Annotated in this window: 18 protein-coding genes; 3 read left to right on the top strand and 15 right to left on the bottom strand. The window is 44.9% G+C overall.

All coding sequences use genetic code 11. From position 1 onward, the window contains the following. Positions 1-15: 15 nt before the first annotated feature. Positions 16-924, bottom strand: a complete 909-nt coding sequence (locus MHI27_RS15640; RefSeq protein ID WP_405174125.1) for a DMT family transporter — start codon at positions 922-924, stop codon at positions 16-18. A 151-nt stretch (positions 925-1,075) separates the two neighbouring features. On the opposite strand from MHI27_RS15640, the gene MHI27_RS15635 reads away from it, so the two are divergent. Next, on the top strand, positions 1,076-2,017 hold the full coding sequence (locus MHI27_RS15635; RefSeq protein ID WP_405174124.1) for a helix-turn-helix domain-containing protein: 942 nt from the start codon (positions 1,076-1,078) through the stop codon (positions 2,015-2,017). Positions 2,018-2,079: 62 nt separating this feature from the next. On the opposite strand, the gene MHI27_RS15630 is transcribed toward MHI27_RS15635, so the two are convergent. From MHI27_RS15630 to MHI27_RS15590, 9 genes are all read right to left on the bottom strand, one after another. Beyond that, positions 2,080-2,559, bottom strand: coding sequence for a DUF6530 family protein (locus tag MHI27_RS15630; RefSeq protein ID WP_042188373.1), 480 nt, complete (start codon positions 2,557-2,559; stop codon positions 2,080-2,082). A 75-nt stretch (positions 2,560-2,634) separates the two neighbouring features. Then, positions 2,635-2,994: a GIY-YIG nuclease family protein gene (locus tag MHI27_RS15625; RefSeq protein ID WP_042188371.1), complete on the bottom strand. Its 360-nt coding sequence runs from the start codon at positions 2,992-2,994 to the stop codon at positions 2,635-2,637. A 53-nt stretch (positions 2,995-3,047) separates the two neighbouring features. After that, positions 3,048-4,259 carry an MFS transporter gene (locus tag MHI27_RS15620; protein ID WP_405174123.1) on the bottom strand — a complete coding sequence of 404 codons (1,212 nt, stop codon included), beginning with the start codon at positions 4,257-4,259 and terminating at the stop codon, positions 3,048-3,050. Positions 4,260-4,550: 291 nt separating this feature from the next. After that, complete coding sequence (locus MHI27_RS15615) at positions 4,551-5,075, bottom strand: GNAT family N-acetyltransferase (protein WP_405174122.1); 525 nt, start codon at positions 5,073-5,075, stop codon at positions 4,551-4,553. After that, positions 5,075-5,743, bottom strand: a complete 669-nt coding sequence (locus tag MHI27_RS15610; RefSeq protein WP_405174121.1) for an NAD-dependent epimerase/dehydratase family protein — start codon at positions 5,741-5,743, stop codon at positions 5,075-5,077. The genes MHI27_RS15615 and MHI27_RS15610 overlap by 1 nt, the downstream gene beginning before the upstream one ends. A gap of 180 nt (positions 5,744-5,923) precedes the next feature. Next, positions 5,924-7,018 carry a BclA C-terminal domain-containing protein gene (locus MHI27_RS15605; protein WP_405174120.1) on the bottom strand — a complete coding sequence of 365 codons (1,095 nt, stop codon included), beginning with the start codon at positions 7,016-7,018 and terminating at the stop codon, positions 5,924-5,926. A gap of 56 nt (positions 7,019-7,074) precedes the next feature. After that, a complete protein-coding gene (locus MHI27_RS15600; RefSeq protein ID WP_405174119.1) occupies positions 7,075-7,950 on the bottom strand; it encodes a hypothetical protein in 876 nt (291 codons plus the stop codon). Then, entirely contained in the window at positions 7,940-8,272 is a 333-nt protein-coding gene (locus tag MHI27_RS15595; protein ID WP_405174118.1) for a hypothetical protein, read from the bottom strand. The genes MHI27_RS15600 and MHI27_RS15595 overlap by 11 nt, the downstream gene beginning before the upstream one ends. A gap of 54 nt (positions 8,273-8,326) precedes the next feature. Beyond that, positions 8,327-9,406, bottom strand: coding sequence for a glycosyltransferase (locus MHI27_RS15590; protein ID WP_405174117.1), 1,080 nt, complete (start codon positions 9,404-9,406; stop codon positions 8,327-8,329). Positions 9,407-9,559: 153 nt separating this feature from the next. Here MHI27_RS15590 and MHI27_RS15585 point away from each other — a divergent pair, with 153 nt between their 5' ends. Beyond that, positions 9,560-10,663, top strand: coding sequence for a glycosyltransferase (locus MHI27_RS15585; RefSeq protein WP_405174116.1), 1,104 nt, complete (start codon positions 9,560-9,562; stop codon positions 10,661-10,663). Here the strand turns inward: MHI27_RS15585 and MHI27_RS15580 are convergent. Further along, the gene (locus tag MHI27_RS15580; protein ID WP_405174115.1) at positions 10,660-11,868 is read right to left on the bottom strand and encodes a hypothetical protein; all 1,209 of its coding nucleotides are present in this window, start codon (positions 11,866-11,868) and stop codon (positions 10,660-10,662) included. The two genes, MHI27_RS15585 and MHI27_RS15580, sit on opposite strands and share 4 nt — an antisense overlap. A 480-nt stretch (positions 11,869-12,348) precedes the next feature. Here MHI27_RS15580 and MHI27_RS15575 point away from each other — a divergent pair, with 480 nt between their 5' ends. Then, the gene (locus MHI27_RS15575) at positions 12,349-13,206 is read left to right on the top strand and encodes a class I SAM-dependent methyltransferase (protein ID WP_405174114.1); all 858 of its coding nucleotides are present in this window, start codon (positions 12,349-12,351) and stop codon (positions 13,204-13,206) included. A 65-nt stretch (positions 13,207-13,271) separates the two neighbouring features. Here MHI27_RS15575 and MHI27_RS15570 read toward each other — a convergent pair whose 3' ends face one another. The 4 genes from MHI27_RS15570 to MHI27_RS15555 all read right to left on the bottom strand — a co-directional run bounded on the left by MHI27_RS15570 (position 13,272) and on the right by MHI27_RS15555 (position 23,907). Beyond that, a complete protein-coding gene (locus MHI27_RS15570; RefSeq protein WP_405174113.1) occupies positions 13,272-18,194 on the bottom strand; it encodes an S-layer homology domain-containing protein in 4,923 nt (1,640 codons plus the stop codon). 25 nt (positions 18,195-18,219) lie between these two features. Then, positions 18,220-19,308 carry a hypothetical protein gene (locus tag MHI27_RS15565; protein WP_405174112.1) on the bottom strand — a complete coding sequence of 363 codons (1,089 nt, stop codon included), beginning with the start codon at positions 19,306-19,308 and terminating at the stop codon, positions 18,220-18,222. A gap of 204 nt (positions 19,309-19,512) precedes the next feature. Then, complete coding sequence (locus tag MHI27_RS15560; protein WP_405176750.1) at positions 19,513-21,672, bottom strand: GH92 family glycosyl hydrolase; 2,160 nt, start codon at positions 21,670-21,672, stop codon at positions 19,513-19,515. A gap of 57 nt (positions 21,673-21,729) precedes the next feature. Then, entirely contained in the window at positions 21,730-23,907 is a 2,178-nt protein-coding gene (locus tag MHI27_RS15555; RefSeq protein WP_405174111.1) for a beta-galactosidase, read from the bottom strand. Between the last annotated feature and the right edge of the window lie 74 nt (positions 23,908-23,981).

Here is a 23,981-nt window from a genome sequence, read left to right as displayed (position 1 = left end):
TTTTAATTTATTTGCTTATCTACTTTGATTCTGATATTTAACAGTAGTGTAATTGAAGGCTTTTACCCAGAAATACATCCCCATGCCGAGTAGAGTCATCATCCCTCCTATAAATTGAAAGCTAGTGATTGTTTCTCCCAAGAATAGATAAGCTAGTATTATGGCGAGAACAGGCTCACCAATAATCCCTACAGAAATAGTAGTTGCACCTAAAGATTTCAATAACATATTAATAATAGATTGTCCCAAAATAGTTGGGATTAATGCGAGTAAAAAGAAATAGATCCAGTCCGAAGAGTTATAATCTATCAAAGAGAAATGGTTTGACAAATTGTAGATTAACAAGACGCTTCCGCCAAGGAAAAAAACAATAACACTGTATAAACTTGCTCCTATTTTATGACTTACTTTTTGTCCTGCCAGCATATACGCTGATACAAAAACGGTTCCTAATAATGATAAGCCATCTCCTATTAACGCCACTTTAGAAACTCCAAAGTCTCCCCAAGCGATAACTATTGAACCCAGAAGTGCAATCACTAAACAAAGAATGTTTACCACATTTACCCGTTCTCTGAAGATGAAGTATGAACCAATCATTACAAATAAAGGCTGCAATGATAATATCACCATGGAGCTTGCAACTGAAGTATAAACTAAAGACTCCATCCAAAATAAGAAGTGTAACCCAAGAAAGAGACCCGCTAAGAAAACAATACTCCTGTCTTTTTTACTCATCTCCAGACAGCGAAGCTTTTTCCATGATACAAAAGGAAGCAATAAAATTACAGAAGCAAACAATCTATACATGCCGGCTACAGAGGTGGGAGTATTTGAAAATTTTATCATGATGGAAGAGATCGAAATAGATAAAATACTAATAAAAAGCAAAATGTACGGATATGACGGTTTATTTGATTTCACATATAATCCTCCAAAATGTTCTATCTACTTCCTGTGCACAGAGTGATAAAATCAAGATTGGATATAATAATATCATCATCATTGTTTAAATTGTGTCATTATATCGTTGTATTATATATAAATATCATCATTTTAGAAGGGACGTCATTAGATGTCAAAACTGCTGCACGAGAAAATTCTTTTTCCTGATGCTTCATTTCCATACATTATGTACACAGCTAACTCTCGGAAAATTATCCCTGAAGGACGAGGATTTAATGACTTACATTGGCACGAAGAACTTCAGATCACTTTGGTTACTCAAGGTAAACTAGTTATACAAGTGAATGGTATTGATTATGAATTGAAAAATGGCCAAGCCATTTTCATCAATAAAGGTGCCCTTCATGTTACGACGCACCTGACTCCTGACGGTCAGTATGTGAGTTTCAATTTTCCTGAAAAGCTGTTGGTCTTTTATGCAGATAGTGCTATGGAAAAAAATTATGTATCACCTTATACGAACTCTTCCTTACTGTCTCTAGTAATTAAAGGAGATGCTGAATGGCAAAGAGATGTACTAAACATGCTTTTGGAGCTGAAGAATAGATTTGATATGCCAAAGAAATGGGGATGGGAATATGAGGTTTCTATCAGAACCGTACAACTCTGGTTAACCTTGATATCTAATATTTCTCTCTCCTTTGAGGACACAGCTAAATACGTAAAAAGGCAGCAAGAACGACTTCAACTCATGCTTTCTTTCATCCATCAGCACTACGCAACTAATATAACTTTGCAAGATATTTCTGATGCTGCTCATTTAAGTGTTTCAGAATGTACCCGTAGTTTCAAAAAGACCCTTCATATCACACCGTATGAATATTTAATAAAGTACCGGATTAAGAAAAGTATGGAGCTATTAATTTCAACTGATTATACAGTAACTGAAATTGCCCATAGAGTTGGTTTTAATCATGTTAACAACTTCATTCAGTCCTTTAAAAAACATCAAACAAGAACACCTAAAGATTTCCGGAAATTAAGAAATGAAATCAAAATCCAAGATACTTTGCCAATAGATACTCCTGGACGGGGGCCGGAATTGTTTTAAACTATATAAAAAAAGTGGCAGTCACGAAGGCTTTTTTGCCCTGTTTGACTACCACTCACTGTTTAATATCCCATATCCTTTAATATTTTGGATAACGTGCTCAGACGCTCACCGATCATTTCATCGTCATCGCTAAGAGCTTGATTAAATAGCTTAATATCTTCATTAATTCGCTCATTATCTGTACATACCGCTACAGTCATCGCATCCCCTTGCAAGCCAACTCTGTCGATGACGGGCTGCTCCGGGTCATATAAATTCTCATATCGATACGCTTCGCGGAAATGTTCTAACGACCGGCAAATTAGAATGGACAAATCAAGCACGCGATGAAGAGGCAGTTCCTCTGATTGTCTTGACCATTTTTCTCCGGTATATCTCCATACCTTAGCAGAAATATCAACCTTTCCTCGATCATTCCACTGCGCCAATCCTAAGGAAAGACCTTTCGCATCTGTGTTTCCAGCCATTCGGCCGTCAACCTTCTCATAATTCTCCGATACGACAACAGGCTTATGTTTTAAAGTAGTAGGTATTTTCATGTTTTTTTTCTTCCTTCCAGTTACTATTTTACTAATTTACTAAACGACGGTTTCATCTTATCTTGGATTTCATCGTTAGTCAATTCGTGGTTTGTTATAACCTTTATCTCCGTAGGGCTGTAACTTCTCTAACCATGGCTTTAAGATTTTCTTCCGTTCCCAGCGCATATCAGTTACCTTATCTATCTCCTTCTGTTCTAGTACCTCATAAGTGAACGCATCCGCACCGAATTCTTTCCAATCCTTCTGGAGCTGGGCATTTGCAAATCTCCCTGAATCCAACTGCATTTGCAGGGTAAGCCATTTGTTTTTCAAATTAGGATAGCTGTCGATAAATATTTTGCCGTTGATTTGGTTTTTGATTTGAGCAACACCCATATAAATCTTAATCTGTTTGTACTCCTCGATCAGCTCTTTGCGTTTATTCATATCCATATCTTTCTCTCCTTATCTTAGATAATAAATTCATGGAAATTGTAGTTGGATTTTCATTTTCCCAGCGATTCCAGCTCCACATTACTTCTTATCTTAACCACAATAGGAAGCAGAAAAAGCGCACCGATAATCACAAATACACCACTCGCCATAAATACGCCCATCAAGGAGAACGTATCCTTTAGGTAGCCGGAAATGAACATTCCGACCACCATCATTCCCATAAAAATAGGCATGATTGCTCCTGAAACTCGGCCAATAAAGGCCCCTTCGGTATTTCGCACAAGAAGTGTCTGAATCCCTCCTTGAATGCAAGGGTAAAACAAACCACTGATCACCAAGAAAATAATCGTCAGCCAAATTTGCTTAGAAGCTCCCATTCCAACCGTACAGACGGCATTGACGAGTAAGCCTATCAAAAGCAATAGCTGTGGCCTTACTTTTTTGGCTATCCCGATTATTGCAGCTCCGCCTACTAACATGGCTGCCCCACTAGCCATCACAAGCCACTGAAGAAATTGTTTGTCCTTACCTAAGTTCTCGATGACAAGAAAAATCTGAAGCGGCTGAGTTAGTCCTGATGCCAAACCCACCGCCGAGAAAGTTAAACTAAGTGTTCTTAAGGGTTTACTCGATCCGATGTATCGCAAGCCAGCCGTTAACTCTTTGATGAAGCCGCTGGCTTTACCTGACTTGGGTTCTTCTTCATCCCGAGGAAGGGAAGACAATATAAGCGAAGAGCCCAGAAACATAACGGCTGTCAGGATCAGAGATACGTGAATTCCAAACTTAATAAAAATAAACGTACCAATAACGGGTCCCAAAACCGTAAAGATAGCGACAAGGGTTTGGGACATCGCCATAACGCCTTGCAGCTGTTCAGCTTGCACATGTCTCTTGTACAGTTTCATCGCCGAAGGCTGAGAAAATTGAGATAAGCTGGCAGATACAAAAGATCCGATAAGAAGCGCAATCCATTCGCCATTCATGACCGCAATCAGCACCACCCCGACGGACAAGCCAGATAACAAATCGCTCCATACCATGGTTCTCTTCGGCCGCCATCGGTCGGCAAAGGTCCCACCAATAAGACCAAAAATAAAGATCGGTGCAAATTCGGCAACCGATATCAGAGATACATCTACCGGATTATTATTCGTCAATTCAGATACATAAAGAAGGACGGCATAATTCCGGATCCATATTCCGAGCTGCAATAACACACGGGAGAGGATAATTGTTCGAACATAATGATTAGAAAACATTTTAATTCCCCATATCCTTTACTATTTTTTGCACCTTCTCAAAACTCTCCAACATGACAACAGGATTATGTTTAAACGTTGTTGATATTTTCATTGCACCACTCCTATTTACTAATTTACTCATTTACTAATTTACTAAATCACTGCTTCATTTTATACAGGATAGTGTCGTTCGTCAAGCCGTTTTCAGTCTCGATATTCCACAATCCTTTTTTTAAAGGTGTTAATTGATTCTGTAAACAAATAAAAAAGTGGAGCAACTGCCGTAGCATTTGCTCCACTTTTTTACGTTTATCTAATTTCAAAAAATTCTTTAGCGTATTCGACAACGCCATGGACATCTGAGAGACCGTCATCTATAAGCTCAACGGCCATAAAATTATCGTCTGAAACTTCGAAAGGTGCATCTATTCCAAATTGACTAGCTTTTTTATAACCAAACTTCGGATAATACTTATCATGACCCAAAACGACAGAGCCTTTATATCCAAGCTGTGTTGCGATTTTGTGGCCTTCAGTAATCAGTAGCTTCCCTATACCCTTGCTTTGCATTTCTGGTAGTACTGCAACAGGTGCAAGCGCAACGAGAGTTTGATCACCCACTAGAATTTCTGTAAAAAGGATATGACCGACGATCTTATTCTCATATTCAGCTACAAGAGATAACTCCGGAATAAACTTTGTCGAGCTCCTTAGTCTATTTACCAAATTGTGCTCATCATGATCTGAATGTTCCGCATTTTCAAATGATTTTTGGACTACATGGTAGACTTCGTTAATATCTTGAGCTTTTTCTTGTCTAATGATAATGTTCATTAAATTAACCTCCTGATCATGGATTTGAGCTCATTGCTTTCTATTCTGGGTCTTGGATAACCGTTAATCGTTACCTGAATCATAGCTCGTCCCAATTGTTCCGATGTAATGACACTGTTTAACTTCTTTAGCATGGGATAAAGTGGCTTCATCACATCATAAAAAATCTGATACACTTTTGTTTTGGATTGTATGCCATATAGGGGTAGAATTACACCTGGTCTGAACATATAAGCGTCCTTAAAAGGTAGCTTCAACAGATCGTTTTCTGTCTTCCCTTTCACTCTTGCCCACATAGAGCGTCCTTTTTCCGAACTATCCGTCCCACTTCCAGAAACATATACAAAGGTCATTTGAGGGTTCAATCTTGCTAATGTTGTTCCGGCGGATAGCGCGATATCATATGTTACTCTTTTATATTCCTCTTCCTTCATACCAGCAGAGGAAACCCCAAGGCAGAAAAAGCATGCATCATAACCTGTGATTTCATGTTCTATACTTGATAATTCAGCTACATTGGAAAGTTGAATTTGTCTTAGTTTTGTATGTTGATGCTCTGTCTTTTTACGCCCAATCGTAAGTATTTCTTGAACTCTATCATCCATCAAACATTCACGCAACGCGCTTTGACCAACCATACCTGTAGCTCCAAAAATAATGACCTTCATATCATTGACTCTCCAATCTAAGAGATGATTCTATTTCCAATATTAACAGGCATTTCCGAAGCCAACAATCTTTTGGCGTAATCATGGCTTGTAACAAAGTACTTGCAACGCAAAGTTAACACTTAACTATAAAAAAGCACTCCCCAAGTTGAGAAGTGCTGCTCGTTATAGCATTAACATTTAATTTAAACGGATGATATTAAGTGCCGCTCCGGTTGAACCTCCCCCAGTTAAAGTAACAACACCAGCGGCTCCAAAAAATTGAACGCTGACTGTAGTGGCCGCAGCCACATTAACAATAACGTCGTTATTGTATGCTGAAACGCTAAGGACAGGCGATACTACTGATCCCGCAGCTTGTGCCCCATTGATCAGTAAACGTGTGCTCAGGAGTATTCCGGCGGTTGTATTTGCCTGGTAGGAGATGTAATAAGTTCCTGCGTTGGCGAGCGTTATAACATCGTTGGTACCATTAATAGTGATCCCAGCGCTGAGTACTTGAGGTGGTCCAGGGAAGGCAATATTTGTTCCTCCCAATAGAACAGTGATCAGCCCACCCGTTGTATTTGCCACAAATGCATTAGTAGCCGTAATATTAATGCCTGTGACTCCTGTCACTCCCGTTACTCCTGTAGCCCCAGTAATCCCAGCGATTCCTGTTGCACCGGTAATTCCAATTCCGGTTGCACCCGTTGCTCCTGTTCCTCCTGCTGGACCAACTGGACCAACTGCACCCACAGAACCCGGATCCCCTGTTGCACCAGTAGCTCCTGTAGCACCCGTTGCTCCTGTTGCCCCTATGGCTCCCGCTGCTCCCGTAGCTCCGACAGCTCCTGCAGTTCCAGTAGCTCCCGCCGCTCCAGCGGTTCCCGTTGCTCCTGTTACCCCAGCAGCCCCGGCAGCTCCAGTAGCTCCAGTTGGACCGACAGGTCCACCAGCTGGACCCGTAGGCCCGGTTGCTCCAGTAGGTCCAAGTAATGTTGGAGCACTCAGTACGCTCTCAAGTTTAGCTTGAAGCAGAAGCTCTTTTCTTATCGTCGTGTCGAGTGTACTTTTTACACTTTGGTCTATTGCCAGTACATCGGCAATAGTTGCAGGCAAGCCGCTCAGACCAGGGATCGTACCTAAAACATATTGAATCTTTTCACCTTCAGCATTAATAATATGGCTGAGTCCAAGCTCTTCAAAGGCAATGGATGATAGCAACAGGTTAAGGGCATCATCTCTGGTTATTGTAATGGTCGGAGTGACACTGGGTATATTCGGAAATGACAAATTTAATACCTCCTTAGTAACGCTTATGAAGTATGTATACGAGGTAAGAAGGCCGTTTAGAATTCTGTCAGAGATTTTAACCCCTTATGTAGCCACAACTTCCCAGGGGGTTGTACTATGCTTAATGTGTTGTATTCCATTTGAGTCCATTTAGATTGTTGTTTAATGCTGGTGGAAGACATAGCTGCGAAAAAAACCGGATTGCGGGGAGCTACAGCATTAGGAGCGTACGTCATGCTAGAGGTCTGTATATAATTCGATTTAATAAATTGAATAAGTCTAGAAATATGAATTTGCAGCTTTCTATCGATGAGGGGCTTGTGCTCCATATCCTCGAGTATTACTTTGAGGTACTCTTGGATGCAAACCTCAGAGATTTGCTTCTTTCTGGATGTAGTACCAGGCATCGACCCGTTATGAATTAGAAGCAGGACGTCTTTGGATGGTTCATTCAGGATTCGCAACTGTCTGATGATATCAAGACAGAAGCAGATTTGCCGATACACTTTTGTTCTCTCCTCCTGCTCTTTGCAGAAGTCACAACTATCCATCAGTTTTACGTGTAGTTCCAAAATAGATGCGGTCAGTTCACTATAAGCTTCTTCGAGCTGGCAGACCGTTTCTGTGAGTTTAGATTTTAAAGTGTTATTTTGCGTCAATAAAAGCTCTGTTTCTTGATCAATACGACTCATTACCATATTCCAATTAGCCAGCAGAGTCAACCTAAAGAGATGTAAATTCTTCATGACTTGGATTACGGATTGGCTGGCCTGCAGCATATGGGTTGTACATCCTGTAATGGAAACCTCTTCTGAAAGTTTGTCGTTGATTAGGGTCCAACTCTCAACCCATCTTGTGTGACCTTCACTTATTGATAATGTAGATTGCAGCAGTTGAATGTTCTGAGCAGCCCAACTTTGCTTATTCTTCATACTCTTCCTCTTCAGTACAAATTTCTTCCTCCTCTACTATTCGCTCCTCTAACTGCAGGATATCCCCTAGTCTGAGCTGAATCAGAAACTGGCTACTGATTACTGAACGTAGTACCTTATCCAGGCTGTGGTTCAGTTGGAGTATATCTTTTACACCTGTATGCTCGTCATTAACAAAACGCAGTATTTTCTCGCTCTGGGCATTTAGGATATGAGATAATCCCAGTCCTTCCGTAGCGACTGAGGCCAGCATCATATCAATGACCTGGGTTCTTGTCAGAGTAATATTTGGTTCGATGTCGGGGATTTTTGGCATTGACATGAGTGGCTCTCCTCTCGGTCAGAGATATGTGAAAATAAGCGGATGCGGACCACATTATCCCGGGTTGTCAACTAATTCAGCAAAATAAGCTTCGTTGTAAATAATGCTCGGATGATTTGGATAATGGACTTTACACCATTCATGATGGTATTTGGCCTTTGCATGTTCGCCGAGTCTGTCATAACTTACACAGAGTTGAAGATGAGGAAGCCATGTCCAATAAGATAGATCCACCAAATTCATTGCATCGCTTGGCGGTTCCATCAAGGTTGCCTGCCTGAACCAGTAGATGGCAGTTCCGTACATCATCTGTTCTAAAAAAATATTTCCGAGCTTACAGCAAAAATCAGCACGTGGTGCGTCATAGTTCAAGCTGCGCAGCAGTGAAAACTTTTGTTGTTCTGGTTGCTCCAGTTGACCGTAGCAATCGGCCAGTTTGTGACAGGCCGCGATCTTGTCCTCAATCCAGCCCTGCTCCAGCGCTAGAAATAACTCATATTGTTCTGCAGCCTCACTAACTCTACCATTATCCAATAGTTCGTTTCCGAAATAGTATTGGTCACGTTCAGAAAAAGGAAATCCTCTCTCTCGTTTTCGTAAGTATAATTGAAGGTTGCGATCGGAGTAGGCTCGGACTTTTTTGTGGGTTACTGCAATATCACTATGAAAAATCCGGCCACTCACCGCAAGATACTCATGCACATAACCGATCCACTGAAACATTCTGTCCCTTCGCACCAATCGATTTCTCTTCAATCTGTTTAAAGGCTGTCCATTTTCAGATATAGAGAGAATATAGTCCATAGTGATGCTGTCATAATCCGGAGTAATACTATTCTTCAAGCTCATCAGCTTGCTTGCATCGTCTTCCTCTAACACATCATCGGCATCCAGCCAGAACAAATAATCACTGGTGCCTTGGGCAAAAGCATAATTCCTTGCTGCCGAGAAATCATCTTGCCATTTATATTCGTATACAACAGCCCCGAGCGAGCGGGCGATATCGATAGTCCGATCTGAGGAGCCGGTGTCCACCACCACGATTTCATCGACCAAACCTTTAACGGATGCTAGACATCGTGGGAGTATTTCTTCTTCATTTTTTACAATCATGCACAGGCTTATTGTAATCATCGGGAGTTGCCTCCGATCAGGAGTGGGTTTCATTTCTTTCATTCTATTATCAATCTCGATAGAATATGCTCGTCTCACTGATCATAAACAAGGGCAAACTTCAATAGATTTATAGTATAGCTTTCTAGGACTTTATATTAGGAGGAGCGGAAAGTGGGAATCCCTCTGTTGTCGTTGTGCATGATTGTAAAGGATGAAGAAGCAAGTATCGGCAAGTGTCTACAGAGTGTTCAAGATATTGTAGATGAAATAATTATCATTGATACAGGCTCATCCGACAGGACGGCTGCGATTTGCCGCTCATTTGGAGCTACCGTGTGGTATAAAAGCTGGAATGGCAGTTTCGCGGACGCCAGAAATGAAGGAATCTCTAAGGCAAAGGGGAACTGGATCCTTTGGTTGGATGCAGATGAAGTACTGGAACAGTCTGATCCCGGTTCATTGCGTGATAACCTACTGGAGACAGATGCTGTACTGGCTGCACTTCAGGTCGTTAACTATACCGGCGTTAGCCAAGAGCATCCTGAACCGATATATTTATGTCCGCAGGTACGGTTGTTTCGAAATGGAGAGGGTCTGTTCTTCAAAGGGAATATTCACGAAACGCTTGTACATAGTGACGGCTCACGGTTGAACGAGACACCTGTCCTGCTTCCCCTACGAATTCATCACTATGGTTATCTTGAAGACACGGTGAGAATTAAGGGGAAAGCGGTGCGTAATCTGATGCTGCTTGAGCAGGAACTTGCTTCTGGGAAGTCGGATCCATGGCTTTATTATCATCTTGCCAGTGAGTACACTCGATTAAATCGATATGAGGAAGCTTTTGAACAAGTGAATAAATCCATTGTCGAGTTTCTTGGTCAAAGTCAGCTTCCGCCTGCCATATTGTATAAACAGAAATATGACATCTTAATTGCATATGGAGGTATAGACGGGATCTGGCCGGGTATCGAGCACGCGTTAAGATTATACCCCGATTATGTGGATCTGTTATTTTACAAGGCGATGTATTTATTGCAAAAAGATCTAGTACTTGAAGCTTATCATCTGCTGGAGAAATGTCTGGAACTTGGGGATGAATCAAAGAAATATCTAACTCTGAAAGGTCTTGGAGACACTCACGCCCGCTATTATATGGCTATCTGCTTAGTGAAGCTTGGAAGGTATAAGGAAGGTAGCGAACTGATGAAACGGGCAGGTAATTCAGAAGATGCTTCAGCGAGATTAACTGGCCTGTTCCCTTTATCGTCTTAAGCGGAAATATATTCAATAACGACCATGGCGCTTGTTCCGCCGGATAAAGACAACGTGACTCCGCTAACTAGAAATTGTAGATTTCCTGCGACAGTCACCCTGAACATGAATGCTGCAACAATACTGCTCCCTGCCGCAATTAACGGAAAAGAATAGCTTCCCGGTGCAGGTGCCGCGGTACCTGTAAACGATGGAGTAATGGTTGCCAGCAGAGTAGTCAGGGCAGTGTTTAGTACTAGAGTAACTTTATATAATCCCGGTTGTGTCAAACCGAATGTGGTATTACTCACGACCGTTATAAAAGTCCCTGTCGACGCACCTGCTGTAGCAAAAGTTATGGCTCCTCCGAGCAATATCGTCGTTGCCCCTGAGTTCGTCCGGCTAAGCGCACTAGCCAGACCACCCGCTGCACCTGTCGTGCCCGTAGCACCTGTGTTACCTGTTGCGCCAGTAGCTCCGGTTACACCCGTGTTACCAGTTGTACCCGTGGCTCCAGTAGCGCCTGTGTTACCCGTCGCACCTGTGTTACCCGTAGCTCCTGTAGTGCCCGTCGCTCCTGTAGTGCCCGTCGCTCCTGTAGTGCCCGTCGCTCCTGTAGTGCCCGTAGCTCCTGTAGTACCCGTTGCTCCGGTAGCGCCTGTACTACCAGTTGCGCCCGTAGCTCCTGTAACTCCAGTTGCTCCAGTAGTACCTGTAGCTCCAGTCACACCTGCTGCTCCCGTCGCTCCAGTTTCTCCTGTAGCCCCCGTCGCACCTGTGTTACCCGTAGCTCCTGTAGTGCCCGTAGCTCCTGTAACTCCAGTTGCTCCAGTAGTTCCCGTCGTACCAGTAGTTCCCGTCGCTCCGGTTGCACCTGTGTTACCAATTGTGCCAGTTGCACCCGTTGCTCCCGTAGTACCGAAAGGAAAACAACCAGTTGCCCCGGTACAACCGGAAGGATTCAGAAGGCATTGCAATTGAGCTAGCAAGATCAGCTCTTGGATAAAAACACAGTCAAGTACATTATTTACGCTGCTGTTCACTGCAAGTAGATCGCTTATCGAGATAGAGGTTGGGCTAATACCGGGAAGTGTTCCGATGGCGGCTTGGATTTTTTCACCTTCGGCATTGATTACATGACTTAGCGACAGCTCCTGAAAGGCTATACCCGCCATCAAAAGATTAATCGTATTTTCATCTATGATACCAGGCGTCCATCCAAACATCGGTTGTTCTCTTCCTTTCATTCTAAGCTGTTCTGTAATCAATGTTATTCAAATAGAAATAAGCTGGTGTCTAGTTCATAGCAAAAGTTAGATTGGAGGGATTGAAGCTTGTACGAATATTAGCTGCCAACCCGGTATATCAGCGACCGGAGGCCTTGAATTTATACTTGAATTTCTTGTAACGACTACGTCTTAGATTACCTGTTTGTTGATGATAATGATCAGGCAGCATCCAGCGTGCTGGTGGATCTTTTTGCAGATAAACATCAGGAAAGAGTTCTCCCCTTCAGCAAAGGCTCCAAAAAGACATTCATCAGACAGGATGAGTATACGCATTATTGACCCTCTGAGCTGATATGGAAGGTCGCGGGATATAAAAATGCACTGTTTAGCACAGCGCTATAGTTGAACTATGATGCTCTAACTCCAGCTAGTGACCTGGGAGGAATAAGTGAAACGAATAACGGAGGTGTATTTTATATGCAATGTATTTTGTGTGGCCCTGCCCCAGCTATCACCGTATTCCATGAGTATCATTCGTTTACGTTAATGCGGTGTAGCAACTGTGGTCTTATCTTTAGAGCGAATATTGCGGAGGTTGATACAACCGGCTTAATCGCAGATATTTATAATACAGAATGGATTGCAATGCGTGAAAAATATGCTCAGGCTACCTATTCCGACCATGCTCTGTTTAATTTAATGCTGCTGGAAATGTTCAGTCCAGAAAAAGGAGCATTGCTAGAGATTGGCTCTGGAACAGGTGAATTTTTACATGCTGCTGGAAATGGCGGCTGGAGAGCGGTTGGCATTGAACCCTCACAAATGTCACGAGCCTATGCCAAATATAAATACGGTGTGGATCTGGTTAAAGATGAATGGAAAAGCACCCAAGACGATGACTCGGCTGAAAATCCTGATCTTCCTCGTTATGATGCGATAGTGTTCTGGCATGTGCTTGAGCATATTTCCGATCCATTTGCATTTTTGAAGGATATTCGTAATCTTTTGACAACGCAAGGGAAAATATATTTCAGTATTCCTAACAGCCATTCATTAACCAACGAAGTCTACGGACCTGAATCACCGTTATTTATTGAACCCGATCACCTGTATCATTACATGGACACTAATGTGCGTGAATTACTCAATCAGGCTGGATTTGAGATCATTTCGATATTCACGCGGCAGTTGGTCTCTGTTTCGGATGTATTAATCGATGCACATCCTCACTATGGGCCGAATACTCCATTTGTAGAGCGAATGGCATTATTGGCCAAATGGCAAGGCGAGCGTCGCGGACATGAGATATGTTGTGTGGCCAGCCTGAAGGAATAATTTCTTATACATGCAAGAAAAAGAGCTGGAGCCAAATACAGTAGGCTCCAGCTCTTTTGTGATGATTACAATCCCATAATTCTATAAATCAAAGCAGCAGCCTCCGCACGGGTGGTCAGATTCAGTGGTCTGAAGGTTCCGTCGGAATAACCATTGATTATCCCTGACTGCTGCAGGTACTCAACTGCTTCCCTGGCATAAGCTCCGATTTGCTTCTGATCAGCAAATACTACGGTTTTGCTGGAGTAATCCGGCTGAAGAGCAGCTAAACTCCGAGCGCGAAACAAAATAACAGCCATTTCTTGGCGAGTAATCGGTTCTTTTGCGCCAAATAAGCCTTCGCTGCGTCCGTTAACAATCTTAAGCGCCTGAGCTGTTGAGACAGCTTGGTAATACCAAGCGTCTGGACTCACATCTTCGAAAGTATTGCTGTTCTCAGCCTGAAGGTCCAGTGCCGATACCAGCAGTTGAACAAACTCTGCTCTGGTGATTTGGCGGGCAGGCTCATATTTGCCATCGCCTGTGCCGTGAACCAAATCACGAGATGCCAACGCTTCTAGGATAGCAGCGAAGTCCGAATTGACATCAGAGAAGTGTATATCTCCATTCGCTGTAGCGTATAATCCGAAGTTCCGTGTTGTGAAAGTGATGCTCTCTGTACCTGAAACGTATTTGGAGTTCTTGACCACTTCCGCCAGCCCCTCGCGGGTAATAGAATAGACGATGGCTTGATTCGGCGCTTCACTAGGATTCAATTTATATCCAAACGATACCTTCATTGCCGCGGATTGACTTAATGTTTCTATTTGCTTTCCATCAACCATCAAGGAGATCCGGTACACAGCATGCGTTTTCCATTTCTCTTTTAATGCAACAGAAAGGGTTGAAGGATCAACAAAATGAATGGACAGCTCCAACTGCTTGGAACCCTCCGGAATATTGCTACCCCTCTTGTCAATTGGGAACGTTACGGTGGTTGCACCTGCTTTTATTGTAAGAGAGGTAACATTCTCTTTCAGTTCGGTAACGGGCAATTGAAAGGTTACACCCTTAGCTGTGGCATCTAATTTAGTAAGCTCAAGTACCAATGCACCATCTTGCACACCCTTCATCGCTTTTTGAATTTCTCCAGTAGGAAGCTGTGCAAGGCGTATTCCTTCAGCATCAGGTGAAGCCTGAATCTGAATACGGCCGGCTGAGATTATATTCACTGGATTAACTATTTTCCCTCCACTGTTACTATTGATCCCGCCATTATTGTTGCCGGACGAACTGCCGGGGGTATCCGTTCCCCCGCGGTCTTCACTCCGTACCACTTTCAAAGTGTAGGTCTTTGTTGTTGTTCCATTTGCGGCGGTAACTTTGATGCTGACGCTATTTTCTCCTACTTTTAGTTCACTTCCGCCAGTTACTGTTAATTTGGCTTTCGGATCTAAAGGTATCCCTGTAACAGTCACGGCTGTTTTAGAAAAGGGTACATTTATTGTATAGGTCAATGTATTACGGTCAAACCCGGAAATATCTGTACCGTCCATACTCAAAAAGCTCAAATCAGCATTATCACTCGGTTGTGTCTCCTCCTCATCTTCGACATTCATAAACTGGAAGGTGCGGAAAAGTGCCGGATCCTTCGCAGCGCCAATGCCTGATCCCCACTCAATATACCCTTTTCGGCCCGTTCCATCATTATCGTTAACCAACATCGAGAAGCTCAAGACATTGCCTCCCTTTCCTCGAATTGGACTTACTTCGCTCCACGGCAGTGCCAGTGCATATGAGGTAATCTTAGTCGCTTCATTTCGGTCTACACTTAGTGTTCCCTTGGTTAACACTCCGGTAGCGGCTCCCTTCATAGAGAGCCAACGGTAAATTTGTGGCCCCTCTGGTGTCTGCGATATTCCGTATTCATACCAGGATTGGCTATCGCCCGGTATACCGGGAGCAAAGCTGAATTGAATACTGTCATTTTGCCAAATATTAATCCCGGAAGCGTTATGGCTGAATACATCATCACGGATATCGGCGGTCAAATAAATGTTATCCGCGTCCCAGCGTAATTGCGCTGTTCCGCTAAGATCATCTGCACCGTTATACCCGCTCAACAAAGGGGTTCCGTCTGCAAGATCAATCAGCGAGGGAGTTCCTGTGTCTGACTGATGCTTCATCCGGTTAATATCTATGTTTTGCTTGAGGTGAACTGTCTCATAGCCTTCAAGGTCAACGGTCAACTCTAGTGGATATTTAACGCTTTCAGAGAATCCCGGCAAAGGAATTGGATAAGTAAATTTGTTATTCGGAGCGATTTCAGCTAGTTGCGACTGGCTACCACTGAGCTGATCACTTCCTTCTCCTATTTTCCAGGAAATTTTGTTAATTCTCAGAGGGTCTACTCCAGAACTGTTTGTAAACTGAAGTTGAAGGGATATGCCTCCGTTTCTACCATCTGTAATATGAGGAGCAATTTTTAAGCCTTGAAAATATAATCGCAGATCATCCACAGGTGCTTCAGGCAGTGTGGCAGGATCAAGTCCGGGTCCATTATAGGCTCCGATATTCGGTGGATTTTCTGCTGAGATAGAGTTGCCCCAATAGTCACGGCCTCCGTTGTCTGCAATGATTGCACCAGCCCCAAGCGCAGGGGAGCCTTCTCTTAACTTGTAACCGTCCACTGTATTCCAGCCAATTCCACCGCTGCCCTGAGCAACCAAGAGCGGATTCGCTGTGACGGGATTCGTATTTTCCGGCTCGCTTACTGGATGATTTCCATACATCAGGTTGTGGTCGAAGCTGCCATTTACCCCGGGCAGATTATAACCTCCCTGTCCAAGGTTGTAGACCAGATTGTTCCTGAACGTATAGGGAGCGTTGATATTTCCTGCGTCGTCCCATTCATGGTCGATTATTTTGGTGTTTTGCCCAGTGCCGATAAAGATCGTATTGTTATAGATTTGCGTATCCGGCGTAACCCCACCTGCAAAATTAAACGTATGCGTCAGATCATTCTGGCTGATGTTGTATCTGACTACATTGTTAGAGGAGCCAGTCAGCACTCCTGGAGTTAAACGGGCATCGACAAAAAGCATGAATCCGCCCTTATTGCCATGGCTGTAATTATATTGAACTACACTGTCCATAGTATCAATATCCAGATTGAAGCCCTGACCATCTCCCTCTGGTTTATTTGTGTTAAAGGACTCATTAAACTGCACGATATTATTCTTGCCCCGAGTTGGCCAGATTGCGGCTGAGCCGTTAAACTCGCCTTCTTCGGAGTAGTTCCCACCTTCTTCTGCTATGTTATGCTCAATTAACGCTCCGTCCGCACCGAAGGTGAGGATGCCGTCGCTGTCTGCTTGTTTGACATAATTTCCGCGGATCGTAACATTGACCGTAGCATAGTCGGCTCCGTTGAAACGCTGATCCCATACCACAATTCCTGTCCGTCCAATTCGTTCGACCGTGTTGCCTTCGATCCATACCCCATCAAATTTGTCCGTGCCCGTCGTTCCGCCCACATATACGGAGATTCCACCGAACGCATGTGGACCACCTTCTGCACCGGAAACTGTCGGATAACGGAAGCTGCTTGATACATCATGTATATAGTTATCCTGGATGTGGATATTTCTTAAAGTTCCTCCGTTTGCGTTCTCCACCATTATGCCTTCCCGGTAAATGGTTCCTCTCTCGGAAGCATAATTAGTAACCTCAAGATCCCGAATTACCCAGTTTGAGGCGTTGCGCAGGTATACAGCTGCTCCGGCCATGCCTCCACCATTGATAGTCGGTTTACTTCCGCTGCCATAGGCAGTGATTGTTATCGGTTTATCGTCTGTTCCACTACCCTTAGGATATAATTGTTCATTCCAGATTCCGCCCTTCTTTAACAAAATTCGGTCTCCAGCCTCAAAGGTGGTCTCGTTCACTACAGAGAAGGTCTTCCAGGCTGTCTCAGGTGTTTTTCCATCATTGCTGTCGCTGCCTGCAAATGAATCGACGTAATAATCTCCGTCTCCACCGCTGTTCCCTCCATCTCCACGCAAGCGGTTGGACAAGGAGACCGATCCTAGCTGCATCAGCCAAGGGGCGGAATCGCCGCTGAGCTCTATTTTTAAATAATGAATGCCTGAAGGAATCCCTTGTGCTGGGGTATAATTCGTCCCGGTCCAAGCTGCATCTCCTGTAGATTGTGGAGCTTCATGTATTGCTGAAATCTCTGTCCAGGTGGATGCATCCGCCGATCCATAGAACTTTATGCTTCCGCTAGACCCGGCAAAGGAATGCAGACGGACGATGAAATGCTGCAAATTATGCAAATGGTACACAAGTGATTCTGCCGAATCTGCTGTTCTCACTGCACGAGAATGATCTCCACCAAAAAAAGTGGGATTGCTTGTATCTAAAGACCAATTTGTACTAAATGCATAGAGCTGTGAAACGTCATCAAGCTCATCGTTAATCGTTTGAGGTGCAAGTGATACATTGGAGAGCGTAAGGTGTCCGAGCTGCATCAGCCAGCTGTCGAGGTCGCCGCTGATCTCGATTTTGAGATAATTGATATCATTCGGAAGTGTACCTGCGGGCGTGTATATTGTTCCATACCAACCAGAACCGGTTGCTGTAGGACTGTCATTAATGGACGGAAGCTCCGTCCACGCTGTCGCATCGCCCGATCCGTAGAACTTGATTACGGCTGTTGAGCCAGAGAAATAATAGGCCTGAAGCGTAAACGACTGAATTCCTGTTAATGAATAAACGGCATAACCGGTATCCGTGGATGTCCTGACCAACCGCGTAGCATCTCCGCCGAAGAATTGAGGATTGCTGCTGTCAATCAACCAATTCTCCGAACGCAGCTCCGCTGCTGGCAGAGCAGAGAAATCATCGGCATACGTCTCTTCAGCATGGGCAGAAGCACCCATTACTGGGAACACTGTCGTAAAGATCAGAACCATCATTAGCAGTGATTTTGCGAGTTTTTTTAACATTGTTGTGTTATTCCCCCTTGAACATTTATTGAATGGCTTGGTTTGCGAGTCTTTCAGCCATTGGGTAATTCCATTCTGGGACAGCTTTGGATAGCTTATCGTCCACCATGGATCTAAACTTCTGTTGCGCCAAATGAAGTGTGATAGCATCCTTCACTTGATCGAAAGGTATAACTCCTGCATCCTCTACCGATAGACAGTAAAGTAGATGGATGGCCCCATTTTCAGCAAACAAGCCACTAATCTGTCCAGGTGCAAGCTGATCTGCAGCAAGCAATACCTTAGGATTTTCCAGCGCTGCAGTTCGCCGGGAAGCACTTGTTATTTTGACTTCGCCCACGTTTATACCCAGCTCTTTTGCCTGCTGATGGATGCCTGCGTCTGATCTTATTTCTGCTGTTGCTGCTGCCCGGAGCAATTCCATTTTCTCCATGGCCTCCTGCTGATCCTTGTATTCTGTTTCCGGACCAAAGCGCAGTGATGCCCATTCAAGATGTATAGCTCCCGGCCGAGAATATTTAGCAGCTTGCTTTGCTTCATATTCCAGCCTTACCTGTTCATCTGAAATCACGATACCTCCGTTGCTGCGCATTGCCTCAATCGTGGCATCCTCAAGGTTGCTCATGTAATAACTGTAATAGGCCTGCGCTTCCAGATGAAGAGGACCATACACCACTTCCTTATTCGCTGCCGCCTGACTCCTCCGTTGATTCTCGTGCTCCATTCCTTTTAGAAAACCTTCAAAGCTGATATCCGATACCACCCCTGCTTCTTGAGCAAGCTGCAACTCTATCCGCTTCGTCAGTAGCTGTGTCTGGGATTCTTTTATCCACCTGTGGATTGGTTTTTCGCCGGAATAGTCGGTAGACCAGAATTTCTCTGAGTAGTTGGCATCGTAGGTCTGTTTGAAGTAATCAGCAGTCAGTGCCCGATTCATTTGAAGATGCCAGTTGAACTCCGCTGCAGTGACCTCCTGTCCGTTAAGGGTCAGAAGTGGTGCTTCTGCTTGTGGAGCCTGCACATTCATCGCGCCAATCAGCAGCAGGCTTCCCGCAATCAGAGCGAACAAAATAGTGATAAGTCGATTTCTTTTGGAATGAAGTCTTAAAGTCATAAGTTGATTCCTCCTCTCTGCACTCATATTAAGCGCTTTCATTCTCTTCGATATTAGACATGTTACCTTTGAAAAAACAGGCGGGAATGCTGCGAAATGGTTTGCCATTTCACCATTTGCCTAAAAAGAGCAAGATGCTCCATCTATAAATACAAAAACAGCCCAGAATGTTCCGGACTGCTTAGCATTGCTCTTATGTTGGGGCTAACCCGAAAACATACTGAAGCTCAGGACGCCGCCTTTGATAATCTCTTCATGAGGCAAAGAATGGTGCTCCCAAAGCGTATGGTTCCAGTGGACCGATTTACTGTACACATTGGCAGGGCTGTTGTTTTGCGCTTCAATGACCCATTGCCGCCCATTTTCAAGCCGAAACGTTACTTTATCAAATAGAGGGCTGCCTAGCACATATTCGGGAATCCCGGGACTTAACGGATACAGTCCGATGGCGCTCCAAATATACCAGGCACCCATGCTGCCATTATCCTCGTCGCCGGGCAACCCATCCATTCCACTGTTGAATAGTTTAGCTATGGTTTTGCGAACCCAGTACTGTGTTTTGGACAACGCCCCGAGTCTGGCGAAAATATAAGGAATATGGAAGCTGGGCTGATTGCTGATGGCAAACTGCCCTAAATCGGCCGCAGCCATTTCCGACATTTCATGAATTTCCAAGCCATAAGATCCCACTTTGAATATCGGTTCCTCGGCCATTAACTGGTCCATTCGCCGAACAAAAGCTTCCTCGCCACCCATCAGACTGGCTAATCCCGGGAAGTCATGGGGAACTGCCCAGCTACCTTGCCAAGCCCCACCTTCACAGAACGGATCACCCCACGCTAAAGGATCAAATCCTTCCTGCCAAGTACCGTCCTCGTTACGGCCTCTCATAAAACCAACCTCGGCATCAAACAGCAGCTTGTAATTCTGCGCCCGGTCCATAAAACGCTCATAATCATCCATTTTGCCGAGTGCTTTGGCTATCTGGGCTATACAGAAGTCCCCGTATATATAATCCAGCGTGTTGCTTACACTTTCATGAAAACGATCATGCGGCAGATAGCCGTGCTGCAAATACAATTCTAGCCCCCGTCTACCTAGCTTCTCGTCTGTAGCCGGACGATCTGCATGCTTCAGCAAACCTTCATATAGTACCTCTGCGTCGAAGCCGCCGATGCCCTTAACCACGGCATCCGCAGCTGCCGCATCGATCAGTGTGCCGGGCATGGCACTGCGTTCGCCTGGCGACAGCCACTTCGGCAGCCAGCCGCTTTCACCGTAAGCTAATGTCCAAGCCTGCATGATTTCGCCTAGCAAGGATGGAAACAGAATACTGTATAACGGGAAGCTAGTCCGGTATACATCCCACAATCCGATATCTGAATACATTGGACCCCGGCAAATGCTGCCGTTAAAAGGACTGTAATGAATTTGCTCGTCCTGCTCGTTATATTCATGCCATGTTCTAGGAAACAGGCAGATCCGGTACATACAGCTGTAAAAGGTACGGAGGTTCTCTTCATCCGGGCTTTCGACAACGATGCGGCTCAGCCGTTCTTCCCAGCCTGCCTCTGCTTCGCTCAAGATCTCTCCGAAGCTGTGCCCACCAACCTCCCGATCGAGATTCAATTGCGCTTGCTCCCCACTAATAAAAGAAGTGCCGCATTTCACTTCTACTACACCGGATTCCGGTATGTTTAATTCTACGTATGCGCCCAGCTTATCGCCGGTTCCTTCATACGTCCCTAGAGGTTGGTACTCCCCGTCAAAGATTCCCGAATCCTCCATGAGAATGTCTGTGTCGAATTGGAAGACGAAATACATCGCGAAATTATCGGGTACCCCGGCGGTATGGCCTCTTGTAAAGCCGATGATCCTGCGTTTCTCCGGTTGAAAGGTGAGTTGAGATTCGCCTTTTAGCGGTGCTATTATGAGCCTGTTCTGCTGTCCCTTAACGTATGTTATTCTAATCACTGCACAGCGCTCTGTAGGGGTCAGCTCCAGTCGGGTACGATATCGCTGAAGAGACACACCGAAGTAGTGTGGGGACACTTGCATCTCTTCCGGTTTAAAGGAAGATGAGCGCGAATCAGGACTGAGCAATAACGGTCCAGTCTGCGGCAACAGTGTTAGATGTCCATAATCTCCGATCCAAGGACTGGGCTGGTGAGTTAGTCGTATGCCCTCCAGGTGGCGATGGTGCGGATGGAAGAACCAGGTCCCCCCTGCTTCGTGGGTTTGTGGGCTCCAAGCCGCCATGCCAAATGGCATCGCTGTAAGCGGCAGCGTATTGCCGTGTGAGTAGCGGAAATCCGACTTAGTCCCCTGTAATGGATTAACATAATCTAACAAACCCAAATGGATACACTCCTTTGGCTGGCTTACACCAGCTCTATAATCTCCGACCTTAACTGCTGCCGGCTAAGATAATCGAAATACTTGAACATCTCCAGCTTCTACCCGTATAGACAGGTGAGTTGTTGAAGGTTCAAACGGATTTATTGGCTGAAATTTGGCATTCCCATCGTCAAACCATGGCTCTGCTGAAGTATAATTGGCAGGCAGCGTAACTTTGGCTTCTGCCAACGTGTTCCCTTCATTATGCACATAGAGGAACGCACCTCTGTCTTCTTCAACTTCCCACTCGGAAAGATCAGCGCGGACACCTCCGCTTACTTGCACATTTGGCTGTAGCTTCAATTCCTGCTGTAAAAGATCGCGCACCAACTGGAGCGTTCCGGTATGTCCATCCTGCCAGTAGGCAGCCGCAAGTAAGGTACCGAACCACACAGCACGCCCATTTCCATAAGCGGCGGCCGTCAACACAGGCATGTTGTCCTCGGCAAATTCGGCTAGGACCTTCACATGACTTTGCAGCGAAATATCTGATTTGTAATAGGAGCCGTGTGCCTTATCATCTGCAGCTGCGTCCCCTTCCTTGCTGTGCTTCATTACATTAAGGAGTGGGATCGCCGTCCGTGATTCGAATGCTACCTGATGATAGCTATGATCCAGGTTCTCGGCAGAATGAATCCAAGTCTCCCGAACCCCAAAGACTTCATCAAATCCATAACCGGGAACTGTATAGCTGTGACAGCCATTCTCTGCCTGAAGCGCTCCGAAGGAGCATTCCGAAATCAATATGCCTCCCTTTTCAACCCACTCACGCAGGAGGTTACACAGTTTACGGTTCAGATACAGTGGATAAGGCATCCACAAGCAGCGGTATTGGTCCAATGTCTTTTCCGTAACATCCGACTCATGCAGAAATTCCACTTTATAATTAAGATCATGTAGCAGTTTATGGACGCCTTGCAGGGAATCGTTATAGGTGTCCAAATGATCATGGGCAGCAAAGTTTGCGATTTGGTTCTGTGGGCTGAATAGAATAGCAATCCCGTCCCCACGCCGTTTTGCCTGTAAAAGCTCTTGCTTATTGTCTTGCACAAGCTTATTTAGTTGGGCCATATCCTTGTACCATGGGGTTGGACTTCCGTCCAAATACACACTACCCCAAGCCGGAGCCTCCTGTCCTAATACCTCCGGTCTATACTGCCAGAACAGATATCCCGTGATGCCACGGGCGAGCGGGGTCAGAATATGCCGCTTCATTTCTCGCAGCTCCGGCTGGCGCGGTTTCATCGCCGTATTGCCAGGCAGCGCATGAATCTCTGAGTTGATGATCGGTTTGCCTTTGGCGGCAGAGATCAGTAGATCAGCCGACCAAGCTGAGGACCCTAGGCTATTGCCTGTCAGGTCACAGGGCTCAGACAGCTTAAAGTCATCTGATCCTGCTGTAATCATATTAAAAATAGGAGCTGGCACAGTATGTGCCATAACAGGATGCAGCAGATCCAGTGACTTCACAGTATCTACCCGGCTCCGCAGCTCAACTGTCAAAGTACCAGACATGAACAGCCGCCAGTCCACCAAATCATTGAATACGCCTTGCCCACGCGGTGCCTCTACTTCTTCCCAGCTTCCGTAAGTCCGCTGCCATGACTCGTTCAGAGCTACCAGAGTAATATATTTATTTTTCAGCCATTCTTGGAATGCCAGCACTGAGTGCTCGCAATAACATACCTGGTTGTCAAATGACAGCTTGCGCTTAATCCCTGTCGTCAGCTCAGGCTCATTCCATAAATCCCACACCCAGAGTGCAGGATGATCTTTGAAAATCTTCACTGTTTCCGCCAGAAATTTCGCCTTCTCCGTGGCTGCAGCTGCATGGTGATAACAAGGTCCAGGAGCTCCGCCAATCTGGCGGCAGTTAATTGCCCTTGGTTCCAGAACGGAACCGTCTGCTGTGATCATTTTGGAATCAGGATGTTTTTTATAAAACCAGGCTGGCGCCACATCGAAAATCACGTTCAAAATGACCTTTAAGCCATTCTGTTGAGCAATATCCATCAGCTCCTGAATATCATCGAACTGGTAGATCCCTTCTTTGGACACGCTGGCGCGCCACTGCACCCAATACTTCACACAATTGAAGCCCTGCCCGGCAATATTGCTTAGGTCTTTCTCCCATTGATCCCGGAATGGGGTTGGGGAACGGTAATATTGAAACCCGAATGGAATAAATGAATTTTGTATCAAGGGTACTCCTCCTACAGCGTTCAATTTCGATGTCATGTATTTATAAAAGCGCTTACCGCTCTTTTACGGTTAAA

This window comes from Paenibacillus sp. FSL H8-0261 (genome assembly GCF_045040645.1).
Lineage (GTDB): Bacteria > Bacillota > Bacilli > Paenibacillales > Paenibacillaceae > Paenibacillus_AQ.
Note: the sequence above shows the minus strand (reverse complement) of the source record. Positions and strands in the feature narration are given on the sequence as shown.

What these genes read in the sequence shown, in the direction of transcription:
- MHI27_RS15635 (WP_405174124.1), top strand. Translation starts at nt 1,076, where the DNA reads ATGTCAAAACTGCTGCACGAGAAAATTCTTTTTCCTGATGCTTCATTT.
- MHI27_RS15575 (WP_405174114.1), top strand. Translation starts at nt 12,349, where the DNA reads ATGCAATGTATTTTGTGTGGCCCTGCCCCAGCTATCACCGTATTCCAT.
- MHI27_RS15625 (WP_042188371.1), bottom strand. Translation starts at nt 2,994, where the DNA reads ATGGATATGAATAAACGCAAAGAGCTGATCGAGGAGTACAAACAGATT.
- MHI27_RS15570 (WP_405174113.1), bottom strand. Translation starts at nt 18,194, where the DNA reads ATGTTAAAAAAACTCGCAAAATCACTGCTAATGATGGTTCTGATCTTT.
- MHI27_RS15610 (WP_405174121.1), bottom strand. Translation starts at nt 5,743, where the DNA reads ATGAAGGTCATTATTTTTGGAGCTACAGGTATGGTTGGTCAAAGCGCG.
- MHI27_RS15595 (WP_405174118.1), bottom strand. Translation starts at nt 8,272, where the DNA reads ATGTCAATGCCAAAAATCCCCGACATCGAACCAAATATTACTCTGACA.
- MHI27_RS15630 (WP_042188373.1), bottom strand. Translation starts at nt 2,559, where the DNA reads ATGAAAATACCTACTACTTTAAAACATAAGCCTGTTGTCGTATCGGAG.
- MHI27_RS15615 (WP_405174122.1), bottom strand. Translation starts at nt 5,075, where the DNA reads ATGAACATTATCATTAGACAAGAAAAAGCTCAAGATATTAACGAAGTC.
- MHI27_RS15590 (WP_405174117.1), bottom strand. Translation starts at nt 9,406, where the DNA reads ATGATTACAATAAGCCTGTGCATGATTGTAAAAAATGAAGAAGAAATA.
- MHI27_RS15600 (WP_405174119.1), bottom strand. Translation starts at nt 7,950, where the DNA reads ATGAAGAATAAGCAAAGTTGGGCTGCTCAGAACATTCAACTGCTGCAA.
- MHI27_RS15565 (WP_405174112.1), bottom strand. Translation starts at nt 19,308, where the DNA reads ATGACTTTAAGACTTCATTCCAAAAGAAATCGACTTATCACTATTTTG.
- MHI27_RS15620 (WP_405174123.1), bottom strand. Translation starts at nt 4,259, where the DNA reads ATGTTTTCTAATCATTATGTTCGAACAATTATCCTCTCCCGTGTGTTA.
- MHI27_RS15580 (WP_405174115.1), bottom strand. Translation starts at nt 11,868, where the DNA reads ATGTTTGGATGGACGCCTGGTATCATAGATGAAAATACGATTAATCTT.